General features: G+C 61.8%; 15 protein-coding genes. 10 read left to right on the forward strand and 5 right to left on the reverse strand.

The genetic code is table 11. The annotated features are described in order from the left end of the window. Positions 1-36 precede the first annotated feature (36 nt). Positions 37-1194, forward strand: coding sequence for a DUF3095 domain-containing protein (locus NANH_RS0115275; protein WP_027262831.1), 1158 nt, complete (start codon positions 37-39; stop codon positions 1192-1194). Here the strand turns inward: NANH_RS0115275 and NANH_RS0115280 are convergent. Together NANH_RS0115280 and NANH_RS0115285 are read right to left on the reverse strand one after the other, a co-directional pair. Next, positions 1175-1954, reverse strand: a complete 780-nt coding sequence (locus NANH_RS0115280) for an HpcH/HpaI aldolase family protein (protein WP_027262832.1) — start codon at positions 1952-1954, stop codon at positions 1175-1177. The two genes, NANH_RS0115275 and NANH_RS0115280, sit on opposite strands and share 20 nt — an antisense overlap. Before the next feature lie 24 nt (positions 1955-1978). Continuing rightward, positions 1979-3409, reverse strand: coding sequence for a pyridoxal phosphate-dependent decarboxylase family protein (locus NANH_RS0115285; RefSeq protein ID WP_027262833.1), 1431 nt, complete (start codon positions 3407-3409; stop codon positions 1979-1981). A gap of 206 nt (positions 3410-3615) precedes the next feature. Between NANH_RS0115285 and hpaR the strand changes: the two genes are divergently transcribed. Beyond that, a complete protein-coding gene (gene hpaR, locus NANH_RS0115290; RefSeq protein ID WP_027262834.1) occupies positions 3616-4059 on the forward strand; it encodes a homoprotocatechuate degradation operon regulator HpaR in 444 nt (147 codons plus the stop codon). A 202-nt stretch (positions 4060-4261) separates the two neighbouring features. Beyond that, positions 4262-4648 (forward strand): Cu(I)-responsive transcriptional regulator, encoded by a 387-nt coding sequence (gene cueR / locus NANH_RS0115295; RefSeq protein WP_027262835.1) that lies wholly within the window; start codon positions 4262-4264, stop codon positions 4646-4648. Positions 4649-4658: 10 nt separating this feature from the next. Here cueR and NANH_RS0115300 read toward each other — a convergent pair whose 3' ends face one another. Together NANH_RS0115300 and NANH_RS0115305 are read right to left on the reverse strand one after the other, a co-directional pair. Continuing rightward, complete coding sequence (locus NANH_RS0115300; RefSeq protein WP_139236450.1) at positions 4659-6077, reverse strand: hypothetical protein; 1419 nt, start codon at positions 6075-6077, stop codon at positions 4659-4661. A gap of 22 nt (positions 6078-6099) precedes the next feature. Beyond that, on the reverse strand, positions 6100-6717 hold the full coding sequence (locus NANH_RS0115305) for a polysaccharide biosynthesis/export family protein (RefSeq protein ID WP_027262837.1): 618 nt from the start codon (positions 6715-6717) through the stop codon (positions 6100-6102). Positions 6718-7010: 293 nt separating this feature from the next. Here NANH_RS0115305 and NANH_RS0115310 point away from each other — a divergent pair, with 293 nt between their 5' ends. Beyond that, on the forward strand, positions 7011-7199 hold the full coding sequence (locus NANH_RS0115310) for a hypothetical protein (protein ID WP_027262838.1): 189 nt from the start codon (positions 7011-7013) through the stop codon (positions 7197-7199). Between the two features lie 17 nt (positions 7200-7216). Here NANH_RS0115310 and NANH_RS0115315 read toward each other — a convergent pair whose 3' ends face one another. Continuing rightward, complete coding sequence (locus tag NANH_RS0115315; protein WP_036049905.1) at positions 7217-8266, reverse strand: dipeptidase; 1050 nt, start codon at positions 8264-8266, stop codon at positions 7217-7219. A gap of 313 nt (positions 8267-8579) precedes the next feature. On the opposite strand from NANH_RS0115315, the gene NANH_RS0115320 reads away from it, so the two are divergent. Genes NANH_RS0115320 through NANH_RS0115345 form a run of 6 tightly spaced genes read left to right on the forward strand, consistent with a single transcriptional unit; the run spans position 8580 to position 15019 of the window. After that, on the forward strand, positions 8580-10178 hold the full coding sequence (locus tag NANH_RS0115320; RefSeq protein ID WP_027262840.1) for an ABC transporter substrate-binding protein: 1599 nt from the start codon (positions 8580-8582) through the stop codon (positions 10176-10178). A 9-nt stretch (positions 10179-10187) separates the two neighbouring features. After that, positions 10188-11249 (forward strand): ABC transporter permease, encoded by a 1062-nt coding sequence (locus tag NANH_RS0115325; protein WP_074920644.1) that lies wholly within the window; start codon positions 10188-10190, stop codon positions 11247-11249. Then, positions 11246-12175: a nickel transporter permease gene (nikC, locus tag NANH_RS0115330; protein ID WP_027262842.1), complete on the forward strand. Its 930-nt coding sequence runs from the start codon at positions 11246-11248 to the stop codon at positions 12173-12175. Before NANH_RS0115325 ends, nikC begins: the two co-directional genes overlap by 4 nt. Beyond that, complete coding sequence (locus tag NANH_RS0115335) at positions 12172-13008, forward strand: ABC transporter ATP-binding protein (RefSeq protein WP_027262843.1); 837 nt, start codon at positions 12172-12174, stop codon at positions 13006-13008. The genes nikC and NANH_RS0115335 overlap by 4 nt, the downstream gene beginning before the upstream one ends. After that, entirely contained in the window at positions 13005-13799 is a 795-nt protein-coding gene (locus NANH_RS0115340; RefSeq protein WP_027262844.1) for an ABC transporter ATP-binding protein, read from the forward strand. The genes NANH_RS0115335 and NANH_RS0115340 overlap by 4 nt, the downstream gene beginning before the upstream one ends. Then, positions 13796-15019 (forward strand): aminotransferase class III-fold pyridoxal phosphate-dependent enzyme, encoded by a 1224-nt coding sequence (locus tag NANH_RS0115345; protein ID WP_027262845.1) that lies wholly within the window; start codon positions 13796-13798, stop codon positions 15017-15019. The genes NANH_RS0115340 and NANH_RS0115345 overlap by 4 nt, the downstream gene beginning before the upstream one ends. The last annotated feature ends 8 nt before the right edge of the window (positions 15020-15027 follow it).

Below are 15027 nucleotides of genomic sequence, written 5' to 3' on the forward strand. Positions count from 1 at the left end.
GTATCCAACGACGCAACGCCGATGCTAGGGTGCGGGATGAATCAGGGATCCGACAGCGATGCGTTTTACTGTACCTTGCCGCGCATCGCGTCGTTTGGCGCGATGTCGGATCCGGACAGCTATACACCGCTGCCCGATGGCTGGGCGATCGGAACCGCAGACATTGTTGGCTCGACCGGCCATATTGCGGCAGGGCGATACAAGACCGTTAACATGATCGGCGCGGCGGTGATATCGTCGCAGATCAACGCCAGCGACGGGCAGGCCTTTCCCTATGTGTTCGGTGGCGATGGCACGACCTTTGCCTGCGGTCCCGGCCAGGCCGCGCGATCGGCGCGGATTTTGGGGGTGATGAAACGCTGGGCGGCCGAGGAATTCGGCATGGAACTGCGGGTTGCCCAGGTGCCGCTGGCCGATATCCGCGCCGCCGGGCACGATGTGTCCGTGGCGCGCTTTCAGGCTGCGTCCGGGGTGGATTACGCCATGTTCGGCGGGGGCGGGCTGTCGTGGTCCGAAGCGCGGATGAAGCAGGGGGCTTTCGGCATCCCCGCCGCCGCGCCGGGGGCGGTTCCGGATCTGACCGGCCTGTCGTGCCGCTGGAGCAATGCAAAGGCACAGAATGGCACCATCCTGTCGGTGGTGGTGGAGCCTGCGCCCGGTGCGGCGCCGCGGGCCTTTGCCAACGTGGCGCGGCAGGTCGTGGCGGTCGCCGAACAGCTGCGACGGGCGGGGCATCCTGTGCCGCCGGAGGGGCCAAGACTGCGGTGGCCACCGCCGGGCCTGACGCTCGAGGCCCATGCCTCGCGGGGGCGGATGTCGCTGGTGCGGCGCAAGATGCAATTGCTCAGGGACACGTTGATCGCGTGGGTATTTTTCAAGACCGGCCTCAAGGCGGGCGAGTTCGATCCCGTGCATTATGCCGCGACTGTCAGCAGCAATGCGGATTATCGCAAGTTCGACGACGGGTTGAAGATGACTCTGGATTGCGATGCCGTCACCCAGCGCCGGATCGAGCAGATCCTGGAGCGTGCGCGTCGCGATGGTATCCTGCAATTCGGCCTGTTTGCGCAGGACGAGGCGCTGATCACCTGTTTCGTGCCGTCGATCACGCAGGATAACCATATCCACCTGATCGACGGGGCCTCGGGTGGCTATACCCGGGCAGCGGCGCAGATCAAGGGCGCTGCGATTTGATCCAGCGGTCCGCCGTGGCGCGGGCGGCCTGCGCCAGGGTGATGACGTCGATCCCCACGGCGACAAACCGTGCGCCTGCATCCAGATAGGCCTCGATCGACTCGTCAGACAGGGACAGGATGCCCGGCACCTTGCCCGCATCGCGAATGCGCCCCAACGTATCGACGATCGCAGCATGCACTTTTGGATGCGTCATGTCGCCCGGGTGACCCATGTCGGCGGCCAGATCGGCGGGGCCGATGAACACGCAATCGATGCCCTCGACCGCCAGAATGTCATCCAGCGCGGCCAGCCCTGCACGGTTTTCCACCTGTACGATCAGGCTGATCTGGTCGTCGGCCGTCCGGGTATAGTCGGTGAGGGTCGAAAAGCGCGACGACCGCGTGGCGGTGGCACCAACACCGCGAATACCGTGCGGCGGATAGGTGCAGGCCCGCACCATCTGTTGCGCCTGCGCACCGCTTTCCACCATCGGCACCAGAATCGTCTGAGCGCCCACATCCAGCACCTGTTTGACGATCCACGGCTCGCCCACCGGGATGCGTACGATGACCTGTGACGGGCTGGATTGAAGCGCCATCAACTGATCGCGAATCGAGCGGATATCGTTGGCGGCATGCTCGCCGTCGATCACAAGCCAGTCGAAGCCGGCAGTGCCGACGACCTCGGTCGGGGCGGCCTCGGCAAAGCTGAGCCAGCAGCCAAAAGTCGTGTCGCCGGCCTTGAACCGTTGTTTGAGAGTGTTGGTGGGGGCGGGCATGGTGCGTTCCTTTGTCTGGGACTATTAAGTCAGGGGCTTGTCGCGCGCCAGCCGGTCCGCGATTTCCGTGATCACGTCATGGGCCATCATGACATCCTGTTGCGTGGTCTCGAACTGTCCGGCCTGGAACCGGATCGCCAGTTCGCCATCGACCCGAGTCTGGGTCAGGTAGATGCGGCCATCGTCGTTGATTGCGTTGACCAGCCGCAGATTCAGATCGTCCAGATCCGATGTGTCGGCCGGTGCATATCGGAAGGTGAACAGCGACCACATCGGCGGGGTCACGATTTCGAAACCGGGCGTCGCCGCCAGCCGGTCATGCAGGGCACGCGACCACGCGACATGGTTGCGGATGCGGGTGCGCAGCCCTTCCAGCCCATAGGCGCGGATCAGGAACCAGATTTTCAACGCCCGGAACCGTCGGCCCAACGGCACCGACCATTCGGAATAGTTGATGACACCGTCATGGCCGTGGGTTTTAAGGTATTCCGGGCTGATCGCCAGCGTGCGTACCAGATCGTCAGGGTTGCGCAGGAAATGCGCGGAACAGTCGAATTGAGCCCCCAACCATTTGTGCGGGTTGAACACGATGCTGTCGGCGCCCTCGATGCCGGGCCAATAGTCGCGGAATTCGGGGCAGATCATCGCCGATCCGGCCCAGGCCGCGTCCACATGTGTATACAGGTCATGGCGCGCGGCCACGTCCAGACAGGCAGCGATTGGATCGGTTGCCCCGACGCTGGTGCCGCCAACGCAGAGGATCACGCCGGCAGGTCTCAGCCCGGCGGCGATGTCGGCCTGAATCGCGGCCTCAAGCGCGGCGGGGTCCATCCCGCGCCAATCGCCCTGTACGGGCACGCGCACAAGGTTGTCCTGGCCGATACCAGACACCCAGATCGCCCGGTCGACCGAGGTATGAACCTCGGAGGAGCAATAGATCCGCAAGTGCGCATTCCCGGCCAGCCCGGCGCTGTTTCCGGTCCAGTTCAGCGCCTTTTCGCGCATCGTCAGCACGGCGGCCAGGGTGGCGCTGCTGGCACTGTCCTGGATCACCCCGCAAAACCCGTCGGGCAGGCCCAGAGATTGGCGCAGCCAGTCCATCATCCGGGTTTCCATCTCGGTAGCCGCAGGCGAGGTTTGCCACAGCATGCATTGCGGTGCGATGGCGGAGACCAGGAATTCGGCCAGAACCGACGGCGCGGCGGCATTTGCGTTGAAATAGGCAAAGAATCGTGGATGCTGCCAATGGGTGATGCCGGGCATGACGATCCGCTCAAAATCCTGGAACACCTGCTCCATATCCTCGGGCGTTTCCGGTGGCATGACCGGCAGGGCGTTCAGGATGTCGCCCGGTTTGGTTTTGGCCCGCACCGGCCGGGTGCCGACGGTCAGGTGGTAATTCTGTGCCCAATCGGCAACGCGACGGCCCCAGGTCCCAAATTCGCTCCAGTTCATGTCAATTTCCTTTGGGTGCCGGATGGCTGGCCGGGATCTGGAAAATGCTCGGCCAAACCGGCGTTTCCGGAGCGCGGGTGTCTCGAGTGGTTGCTTTGTTAAAAGGGTTATCAATTTTGCGGCGCTTTGCAACAGGACTGCCACACTGGACAAGGATTGCAGTTGATGCAATTGCGCTTTGGAGAATAGCAGGGCACAAAAGTTATATGAGCAAATCCCGACTGCGAACATCGCGATCCTTGCCAATCGCCCTGCTGCGTGCCCGCGAACGGGTGATGGGGCCAATCCGTGAGATGTTGTCCGGCGTGGGTATCACCGAACAGCAATGGCGTGTGCTGCGGGTTCTGGAAGAAGAAGGCCCGATGGAGCCGACACGGATCTCGGAAAAGGCCTGTCTGCTTCTGCCCAGCCTGACCCGAATCCTGCAAAAGCTGCAAGACAAAGGGTTCATCGACCGCAGGCGGGATGAAGTGGATCGGCGCAAGCAGATTGTCCAGATCACCGTCTTGGGCACCGCGTTGATCGAAGAGCATTTGACCACAAGCCTCGCCTTGCTCGAAAATGTGCGCGAGCAGATCGGTTCGGACCGCTACGAGATGCTGCTGGACCTGTTGAACGAGCTGGACAAGACCGACCCGTCCGAGCGCTGAGCGCCGCGGCACAGGCCGCAAGACGCCAATATGCGCCCGTGCGGGTGGCGATGATCATGCGTTGCCATCGAAAGCGCCGATGTGATGCCGGTCTCGGGCGATCTGGCCGCGGGGTGAATGGGGTGCATATTTTGCGCGTGGCGCGGCGCTGGTTGCGCCGAATCCACGCCCGGTGGCGGCATATGCATATTAGGAGACGCGCATGAATATCGGAGAGGTTGCGAGCAAGACAGGTCTTCCGGCGAAAACCATCCGCTATTACGAGGACATCGGCCTGATCCGCCCCGCACGCGACACCAATGGCTATCGCGCCTTTGACGATACCGATTGCCACAAGCTGGCCTTTGTCGGGCGGGCGCGGGCACTGGGATTCTCGATTCAGGATTGCCGCACCCTGCTGGCCCTGTACGAAGACGACAGCCGGGCCAGCGCCGATGTCAAACGCGTTGCGCTCGCACAGTTGGACCAGATCGACCGCAAGCTGTCGGAATTGCAGGGCATGCGCGATACCCTGTCGCGGCTGGTGTCCGCCTGCGCCGGGGACCGCCGCCCGGACTGCCCGATCCTGAAAGATCTCGCCGCTCCGTAGCAGTGCGGCGTCAGTTGCTCAGGTCGAAGTTGCGTGCGATGCCAAAAAACACGGCGGTGGAATCCGCGCGTCCCTGGGGGTCTTCGTCGAGCATGTTGTATTCGATGCCGGCGTTCATGCTCCAGTCCCGTGTGAGGGTGTGATTATAGACCAGAACGGCGGTCGCACGATGGGTCGCCTCTTGCGATGCGGTGGATTCGTTATAGCTCAGCGACAGGTCGGCGGTCAGGTACGAGACCGCGTTGATGTCATGCTTGTATCCGGCCACCAGGTAGTTGCTGAACCGGTCCTCGTCATTTTCGTCTGTGTACACGTCGCGGTTTAGGCGGAGGTTGAACGAGCTTCTGGGCATTTCGTGCAGCCAGGTGATACCGCCAATGACTTGCGGGTCCGAGCTGTCAAAGCTGGTCAGGCCGACATTGGCGGACAGGCTGCCGGTCGGCAGAGCCATGCTGCGTGAGAAGCGCAAGGTGCCGCGCTGGCCTTCGGAATTCTGGCTCAGGTCGAAGGTGGTGGCAAAGTCACCATTGGGCAATTCGGTGACATAGCTGATATTGCCGCTGGGACCGGACTGTTTTGCCAGCGAGTCGATGCCGGTGAACGGGTTGGTCGTGGTGGTGTCAACATCGGTATAGCCGAAGCGAAAGCCGAGAGATGAACGCGCCGACAGCACGCGGTCGAAGCCGGCCTGTACTGTTTCAGTCACCCGATCGGTGCTCAGAGTGTCCTTGTTTTTATAGGTCTGGTAATACAGGTCTATATATCCGGTCGTGACCGGGTTGAAACGGAATAATGCCGAAAGCCCCAGGTTATTGTAGTCGGAGTCGGTCAGCGATGTGTCGGTCGCATCGATATAGTTGACGCCATTGGTTCCCGCCGTGAACCGAAGGCCAACCGGGGCATTTTTGCCGAGTTCAAGCTGAGTGTCGACATTATAGGCGCGCCGTTCCCCTGATCCCCGGATATTGCCGAAATCCCGCGGCGGACGGATGATGCCGTCCTGATCCAGAAACGTCCACAACGGTGCCGTCAGCGAAATATCGGATTGGCGATAATCCAGATCCACCGAAAAATCGGCGTTGCCGGTGTCGCGCAGATAGCGCAGTCCGATCAGGGGATCGGTGAACCCGGTTTGCAACGTGTTGCCTTCGGCCACGCTGCCAAAGCGCAGCGCGCCACCAACGGTCAGGGCGAGTTCCTGAATGCGGGTCTTGGTTTCCAGACCATAGGTCAGACGCGTGGTCGACAGCGAGGTGCTGCCTTCGCTGGGAACCTCCAGACCGAGGTTTTCGCCGACGCCGAATTCCTGTTCGACCCGCAGCCTCTGGCGCAGGGTGCCGAATTCCTCTTCGTCCTGCGCCAGCGCAGGGCTCAATGCCACGAGGACGCCACCAGCCAAGGCGGCGCTTGCGATCAGTCCCTTGTTCACCACTGCCCCCTTGCCCGGGATGTTATTCGAACAGCCGTCGTTGCGGCACGATGATTACATCGCCTTCTTGCAGCACCGGCGTGCGGATGCTGGATTTTCCGTCAATAATATCCTTGACGTTGTAGGTATAGATCTGTTGCTGGCCATTCGCCCCGGCGCGACGCAATTGCAGACGCTTGGTGGCGCCAAACCGGGTCACTCCCCCGCCCTGGGCCAAGGCCTGCAGAAACGTGGTGCCCCGCTTGACCTCCATCGCGCCAGGTGTCGCGACTTCGCCGAGCATATAGACCGTAACGCCGCTGACGGTACCCGATCCGCCGCCGCTGGGACGTGGCGGTGCCAGCTGCGCCAACGACACGAACACGGTCGGGTCAGAGGCAAAGTTTGGCCGCAGCTGTGCAATGATGTCGGCGCGGACCTCGTCAACGCTGCGCCCGCCGACCCGAACGCTGCCAACCATCGGAACCGAAACCCGGCCGTCCGGCAGAACAAGCGATTCGCGGTTGAGGCTGGAGTCTTCCAGAACCTCGATTCGCAGAACATCGCCCGATTTGATCCGGTAAGTGTCCTGCGCCAACACCTGCGTGGCGGCCAGCGGCACGATCAGCAGGGAAGTCAAAAGTAATAGAAACCGTTTCATGTTGGGCTTTCTCTATGTGGTCAATTCTCAGCGCCCCTGCGGCGTTTTACGCGGTTTTACAACCGTTCGGAAGGCATTTCACGGTTTGGCTTGGTGCGATTGCCAAACGAAAGCCGGTGCGTGCCGATCCTGCAACAGATCGCGTGGCCGGGCGCCGACGGCAGGGATCCGCCTATAGGGTTCAGGGATTCGGTGAAAATTGGCTTACGAGATGCCAAAGGATTTGGCGGCGGTGCAATCTTGAGTAGAGTGCAAGAACTGAAGCATTCGCAACCTAAGGGAGCCTGGTCGGCGTGATCGTTGCATTTGTCATTTTGGGGGCCTTGGGCGGCCTGATTGCGGGGACCACGACGCTGTACACAGGCGGTTCGGTTCTGGAATCGATGCTGGCCTATACCGGCATGGGAACGACCACAGCCCTGCTGAGTTGCATGACATTCGCCATCACCGGCCGGAATCGTCCGCAGCGACAGAGCATCTGACGTCGACGGCGGATCGATCAGGCCGCCGCGCGATCCAGCGCCACCAGCCAATTCTCAAAACAGATTTTTCTGATCAGTTGTTGGCCGAACTGCGCCTTTTGCATGGCATCGATCAGATCGGGCAGCCCTCCGACCCCGCCAATTGCATCGGGCAGCATACACCCATCGAAATCGGACCCCAGTGCGACTCCGTCCTCGCCCAGAATCGACAGCATATGGCTGAGATGCCGGATCATCAGGTCCAGCGGTGTGTTCCGGTCGTGGCGGCAATCGGGGCGCAGAAAGGCGACGTGAAAATTGAGTCCGACCAACCCGCCGGATTCGGCGACGGCGGCCAGTTGCCGGTCGGTCAGGTTGCGCGCGCTGGGCGAAATCGCATGCGCATTGGAATGCGAGGCGACCAGAGGCCGCGAGGTCGATTTCGCAACGTCCCAGAACCCGGCCTCGGTCAGATGCGACAGGTCGACCAGGATACCAAGCCGGTTGCATTCGCGCACCAGTTCGACGCCAGCCGGTGTCAGACCCTTGCCCGGATCCAGATCGGGCTGGCGGGCCATCGGCGCGCCATGGCCAAAGACGTTGTCGCGCGACCACACCGGTCCCAGAGATCGCAAACCGGCGGCATGCAGAATTTCAAGCGCATTGAAATCGGTATCTATGCACTCGGCCCCTTCGATATGGGGCACGATGGCGATCCTGTCCGTGCCCATGGCGGCCCGTGCCTGCCCGCTATCGGTGCAAAGGGCCAGATCTTCGGGCTTGTCTCGGGCCAGGCGGCGCAATCGCGAAAACATCGCCAAAGTGAATTTTAGCGCGGTGGGCTGATCGAGCGGGGCGAAATTCGCCGGGTCGCCGGGGTCGAACTCCTGGCCCAGCCGGTCCGGTTGCGAGGGGGTGAACATCGCGAACAACCCGCCTGAAAACCCCGCCTTGCGTGCGCTGGAAATGTCGATGTGCAGGGCCGGGTCGGGACCGGAAAAGTCCAGCGCTGTGCCGGTCCGCGCCGCGATTTCCAGTTTGAGAATGGAATCATTGTGACCATCGAACACGGTGATTTTCTCGTGCATTCAGGGCTCCTGACTGAATTAATTGCAAGCGCCGGCACTGTCGCCGCACGGGTCTATCGGCGCACTCTGGGCCAAGGCACTCCAAATGAGAAGCCCCTATGGCGAGGATCCGCCGGAGTGGAAACCGGCGCTCTTGGGCAAATGAAAACGAACCCTTTCCTGCGCGACGGCCCGGGCGCGGGCCAGGAACACAAGAGTTGACCGAAGGCGAATTTTCTTCAAGGTTAAAGGCAGGCCGGCTTTCAAGGCCATACAAAGCGCCCGCACCGGACCCGGTCCGTGACAAACAGCGGGATCAAAGGGAGATTCAAACATGAAAATTTCAAGACGGCATCTGCTCGCCTGGCCCCTGGCTATTGCGACCGCCCTTGCCATTGGTACGTCGGCGCAGGCTGCGCCGCCCAAGGATACCTTTGTGATGGCCAAGGATATCAGCGATATCATAACACTGGATCCGGCCGAGGTTTTCGAGTTTTCCGGCGGCGAAATGATCGCCAACATCTATGACAAGCTGATGATGTTCGAGCCGGAAAACCTGACCAAGCTGGTCGGCGGCGTGGCTGAGAGTTGGGACATCAGCGAGGATGGCAAGACCATCGCCTTTGCCATTCGGCCCGACATGACCTTTCATTCCGGCAACCCGGTCACCGCCGAAGACGTGGTGTATTCGCTGCGCCGGGTGGTCAAGCTGGGCAAGACACCGTCGTTCATCATCACCCAGTTCGGCTGGACCCCGGAAAATGTGGACGAGCTGATTGTCGTGGATGGCGACAAGGCCAAGATCACCATCACCGAAGAATTCTCGCCCGCGCTGGTGCTGAACGCGCTGTCGGCGGGCATCGCCTCGATTGTCGACATGAAAGAGGTCATGGCGCATGAGGTCGATGGCGACATGGGCTATGGCTGGCTCAAGAACAACAGCGCCGGATCCGGCCCGTTCATGCTGAAATCGTGGAAGGCCAACGAACTGGTCTCGCTCGAAGCCTTCCCCGACTATCGCCATGGTGCGCCGGGCGTGAAGCGGGTGATCATCCGCCATATCGCCGAACCGTCGGCCCAGCGGCTGATGATTGAAAAAGGCGATGTCGATCTGGCGCGTGACCTGACACCGGACCAGATCGAGGGCATTTCCAGCAATGAAGATCTGAAAATTCAGGCCGACCCCAAGGGCGCGCTGATTTATCTGGCGGCCAATGCCAGCGACCCGATACTGGGCAACCCGAAGGTGGTCGAGGCACTGCGCTATCTGGTCGATTATCAAGGCATGGCCAACAGCTTCCTGCAAGGGCAGTTCAAAGTGCATCAGGCGGCGTGGCCCGGTGGTCTGTGGGGGGCCTATGACGAAACCCCGTTCACCCTTGATGTTGAAAAGGCCAAGGCGTTGCTGGCAGAGGCGGGATATCCCGATGGCTTTGAAATCAAGATCGATACGCTGAACAGTTCGCCCTATCCGCAGATCGCCCAATCGGTTCAGGCGACACTGGCGCAGGCCGGGATCAGGGCCAGCATCACAACCGCCGAGGGCAAGACCCTGTGGCCGATGTACCGCGCGCAAAAGCACCAGTTGATCCTGGCGCAATGGTCGCCGGATTACACCGACCCGCATTCCAATCTGGATGCCTTTGCGCATAACCCGGACAACCGCCCCGAAGCCAAGCTGACCGGTGTTCTGGCCTGGCGCAATGCCTGGGCGGACGAAGCCACCAATGCCAAGGTTGTCGCGGCCCGCAACGAGTTGGATCTGGACAAGCGCGAGGCGCTGTATCAGGAAATTCAGCACGATCTGCAGATGAATTCGCCCTATGCGATCCTGTTCCAGCAGACCGAGCAATCGGCGATCCGCAAAGAGGTCGAAGGCTATGTATCAGGCGCGACCTTCGACATGATCTATTATCGCGGGATCACCAAGTAGGCGCGGGCCTTGGCAAATACCACATCTCGGGCAGCGACGGGGCCTTTCCTGTCGCTGCCAGGACCCGTCAAGTCGATCCTGAACATGCTGCTGACGCTGGTTCTGACCTTTGTCGGGCTGACTGCGGTGACCTTTACCATCGGGCGGGTGATGCCCGCCGATCCGGTGCTGGCCATTGTCGGCGACCGGGCCTCGCAAGAGGCGTATGACAAGGTCTACACCGAGATGGGGCTGGACCGCCCGATCTATGCGCAATACGGGCGCTATCTGGTCGAATTGGCCCAGGGCGATCTGGGCACCTCGGTGATGACATCGCGCCCGGTGATCGAGGACATCAAACGGTTCTTTCCCGCCACGCTGGAACTGGCCACCATCGCAACGTTGATGGGGGTTTTGATCGGTGTGCCGATGGGGGTCTGGGCGGCGGTCAATCAGGGCAGGCTGATCGACCATGTGGTTCGGGTGCTGGGGCTGATCGGCTATTCGGTGCCGGTGTTCTGGCTGGGCATGGTGGCCCTGCTGATCTTTTACGGCAACCTGGGCTGGGTTGCCGGACCGGGGCGGCTGGACGTGTATTTCGACGGGGTGGTCGAGCCGGTGACAGGATTCATCCTGATCGACGCCGCGATGGCCGGCGAATGGGACATATTCGACAACGCGGTGTCGCACCTGATCTTGCCGGCCTCGATCCTGGGGGCCTTTGCGCTGGCCTATATCGCACGAATGACGCGCAGTTTCATGCTCGACCAGCTGAACCAGGAATACATCCTGACGGCCCGCGTCAAAGGTGTCAGCGAACCGGGGGTGGTCTGGCGTCACGCCTTTCGCAATGTTCTGGTGCAGCTGATCACCATCATCGGGCTGACCTATGCCTCGCTGCTGGAAGGGTCGGTTCTGACCGAAACGGTGTTTTCCTGGCCGGGCATCGGGCAATATATCACCACCTCGCTGTTCAACGCCGACATGAGTGCGGTTCTGGGCGGCACGGTCGTGGTCGGAACCTGCTTTGTGGGCATCAACATGCTGTCGGATCTTTTGTACAAACTGGTCGATCCAAGGGCGCGGACATGAGTGAAACGACACCAACTTCCGGCGCCGCCGGATTGCGCGGCTGGCTGCTGTCGCCGTCGCCCGGCTCGACCCTGCAGGCGCGGTGCCAGCGCGCCTATCTGGGCTGGCTGGCGCTGCGGTCCAATCCGATTGCCATGACCGGCCTGTTCATCGTTGGCACGCTGGTGTTCATGGCGATCTTTGCGCCGCTGCTGACCGCAACCAACGGGCTGAAGCCGGATCTGCCGAACCGCCTGCAACCGTTCAGCGCCGAGCACTGGCTGGGCACCGACCAGCTGGGCCGCGACATCTATGACCGCATTGTCTGGGGCTCGCGGATCACGCTGTATATTGTCGGGCTGGTATCGGTCATTGTGGTGCCTATCGGTCTCGCGATCGGGACCATCGCGGGCTATATGGGCGGCTGGGTTGACAATGCCCTGATGCGGTTCACCGATATTTTCCTGGCGTTTCCCCGGCTTATCCTGGCGCTGGCACTGGTTGCGGCGCTGGGGCCGGGGCTGGAGAACGCGGTTCTGGCCATCGCGCTGACCACCTGGTCGCCCTATGCCCGGATCGCGCGGGCCGAGGTGCTGACCATCCGCAATTCCGAATATATCATGGCGGCACAGGCGCAGGGCGCGTCGACCTTTCGCATTCTGCGGCGCCACATCGTACCCATGTGCCTGGCTTCGGTCATCATCCGCCTGACGCTGGACATGGCCGGGATCATCCTGACCGCGGCGGGTCTGGGCTTTTTGGGGCTGGGCGCGCAACCCCCCAGCCCGGAATGGGGGGCGATGATTTCCACGGGGCGGCAATTGCTGCTGGATCAATGGTGGGTGCCCACAGTGCCGGGCATCGCGATCTTTCTGGTCAGCCTGGGTTTTTGCCTGTTGGGTGACGGTCTGCGCGACGTGCTCGACCCCAAGAGTTCCGACACATGAGCCCGCTGTTGTCCGTTCAGGATCTGCGGGTCACGTTCGACACCCATCGCGGGCCGGTCGAGGCGGTGCGTGGGGTATCCTTTGACCTGGGGCGCGAGCGGTTGGGGATCGTCGGTGAATCCGGCTCTGGAAAATCCCAGACCGGGCGCGCCTTGTTGCGCCTGTCCGCCGCCAACGGTCGGGTCACGGCGAAACGGATGGAATTCGACGGGATTGATCTGATGACAGCCTCAGAGCGGACCCTGCGCGCCATCCGGGGCGCACGGATTTCAATGATCATGCAGGACCCGCGCTATTCGCTGAACCCGGTGATGAAGGTCGGGGACCAGATCGCAGAGGCCTTTCGCATCCATTCGACCGCCGACAAACGCCAGGCCCGCGCACGAGCGTTGGAGATGTTGGAAACGGTGCAGATCCGCGAGCCGGAAAAGGTGTATCAGATGTACCCGCATCAGGTGTCCGGCGGCATGGGCCAGCGGGTGATGATTGCGATGATGCTGATACCGAACCCGGATATCATCATCGCGGACGAACCGACCTCGGCGCTGGATGTGACGGTGCAGATGCAGGTTCTGGCGCTGCTGGACGACATGGTGCGCGACCGCGGCATGGGTCTGATCCTGATCAGTCACGATCTGAACCTTGTCGCGTCCTTCTGCGACCGGGTGCTGGTGATGTACGCCGGGCAGGTGATGGAGGTGATCGAGGCGGGCAAACTGCAGAACGCGCAGCATCCCTATACCCGTGGCCTGCTGAGTTGTGTGCCCGAACTTGACCATCCGCAGGATATGCTGCCCGTGTTGCAGCGCGATCCAGCCTGGTTGACCGGATGAGCGCGGCGGGGCCGATGATCGAGGTGCAGAACCTCAACGTGACCTTTGGTCAGGGCCGCACCGAGCTGCACGCCGTGCGGGACGTGTCGTTTGACATTGCCCGTGGCGAATCCTTTGGCTTGGTGGGCGAGTCCGGGTCGGGCAAATCCACCGTCCTGCGGGCGATTTCGCGTTTGAGCGGGAACTGGACCGGGACGGTCCGGATTGATGGCGCGGAATTGGGGCGCCGCCGTGACCGGACGACTGCCCGGCAGATGCAGATGGTGTTTCAAGACCCGTACGGGTCACTGCATCCGCGCCATACGATCAACGACATCCTTATGGAGCCGCTGGAGATTCACCGCATGGACCGGCGCGGGGCGCGGGTTTTGCAGGCGCTGGACGAGGTCGGGCTGGGCATCGAGATGCGATTTCGCTATCCCTATCAGATCTCGGGCGGTCAACGTCAACGCATCGCCATTGCCCGGGCATTGATCCTTGAGCCCGAGATTTTGTTGCTGGACGAGCCGACCTCGGCATTGGATGTCTCGGTGCAGGCGGAAATCCTGAACTTGTTGAAAACGCTGCAACGCGAGCGCGGCCTGACCTATCTGATGGTCAGTCACAACCTGGCCGTCGTCGCGCATATGTGCGAGCGTGTTGCGGTGATGAACCGGGGGCAGTTCATTGAAGAACTGACCACGGCACAGTTGCGGTCCGGGACGCCGACGCAGGACTATACCCGGCAATTGTTGTCGGCCAGTGGCCAGTACAGCCGCGACACCGCCAAATCCTTTGTCACCTTCGAATGAGCCGGGACAAGGCAATCCGGGCCCGGGCAAAGGCGGTGATCCCGGGGGGCATGTGGGGTCACATGGACGTTGCCGCCCTGCCGGCGGGCTATCCGCAGTTCTTTGCCTCTGCCGATGGCGCGCGGGTGCGGGATGTGGACGGCAACGAATATATCGATTTCATGTGCGGCTACGGGCCGATGATCCTGGGGTATAACGATCCCGAGGTCGAAGCAGCGTTCCGGCTTCAGCATGCGGCGCTGGAGATTGCAAACGGACCGGCCGAAGTGACGGTGGATCTGGCCGAAACGCTGGTCGAGCTGATCCCGGCGGCGGATTGGGCGATGTTTTCAAAGAATGGCACCGATGCCACCACCGCCTGTGTGACGATCGCGCGGGCGCAAACCGGGCGATCCAAGATTCTGGTGGCCAACGGGGCCTATCACGGGGCCGCGCCCTGGTGTACGCCACGTCCCGCCGGGACAACCCTTGAGGACCGGGCACATCTGATTCACTACGACTATAACGATATGGAGTCCCTGAACCGGGCGATGGAACGGGCCGGACCGGATCTGGCTGGGATCGTTACATCGGCTTTTCGCCATGATATCCGCCGGGATCAGGAAATGCCGACACCCGAATTTGCGCGTGCCATGCGGCGGTTGGCCGATGCGGCCGGCGCGGCGTTGATATTGGACGATGTGCGCGCGGGGTTTCGTATCGACCTTGGAGGCAGTTGGGAGCCATTGGGCGTCCGGCCCGATCTGTCCGCATGGAGCAAGGCGCTGGGCAATGGCCATCCGATCGCGGCGGTCACCGGTAATGACAGATTTCGCGATGCGGCGCGCCAGGTCTTCGTGACCGGGTCGTTCTGGTGCGGGGCGGGGGCAATGGCGGCGGCCCTGGCGACAGTGCAAAAATTGCGCAGGATCGATGCGATCCGCCATATGGTCCGTCTTGGCGGGATGTTGCGGGCGGGCGTTCAGGCACAGGCCGACGATCTGGGGCTGGGACTGCGGCAAAGCGGGCCGCCACAGATGCCGCTGATGCTGTTTGACGACGATCCCGATTTTGCCAAGGGCAATCTGTTCGCGGTAACCGCCCTGCGCCATGGCGTGTATCTGCACCCATGGCACAACATGTTTCTGTCGGCCGCACATACAGAAGACGACATCGAACGCGCCTTGGTGGCGACACAACAGGGTCTGGATGCCGTTGCGCGGCAGTTTCCGCCGACCTGACGCTTCGC

It is taken from the genome of Sedimentitalea nanhaiensis DSM 24252 (genome assembly GCF_000473225.1).
In the GTDB taxonomy this organism is placed as follows: domain Bacteria; phylum Pseudomonadota; class Alphaproteobacteria; order Rhodobacterales; family Rhodobacteraceae; genus Sedimentitalea; species Sedimentitalea nanhaiensis.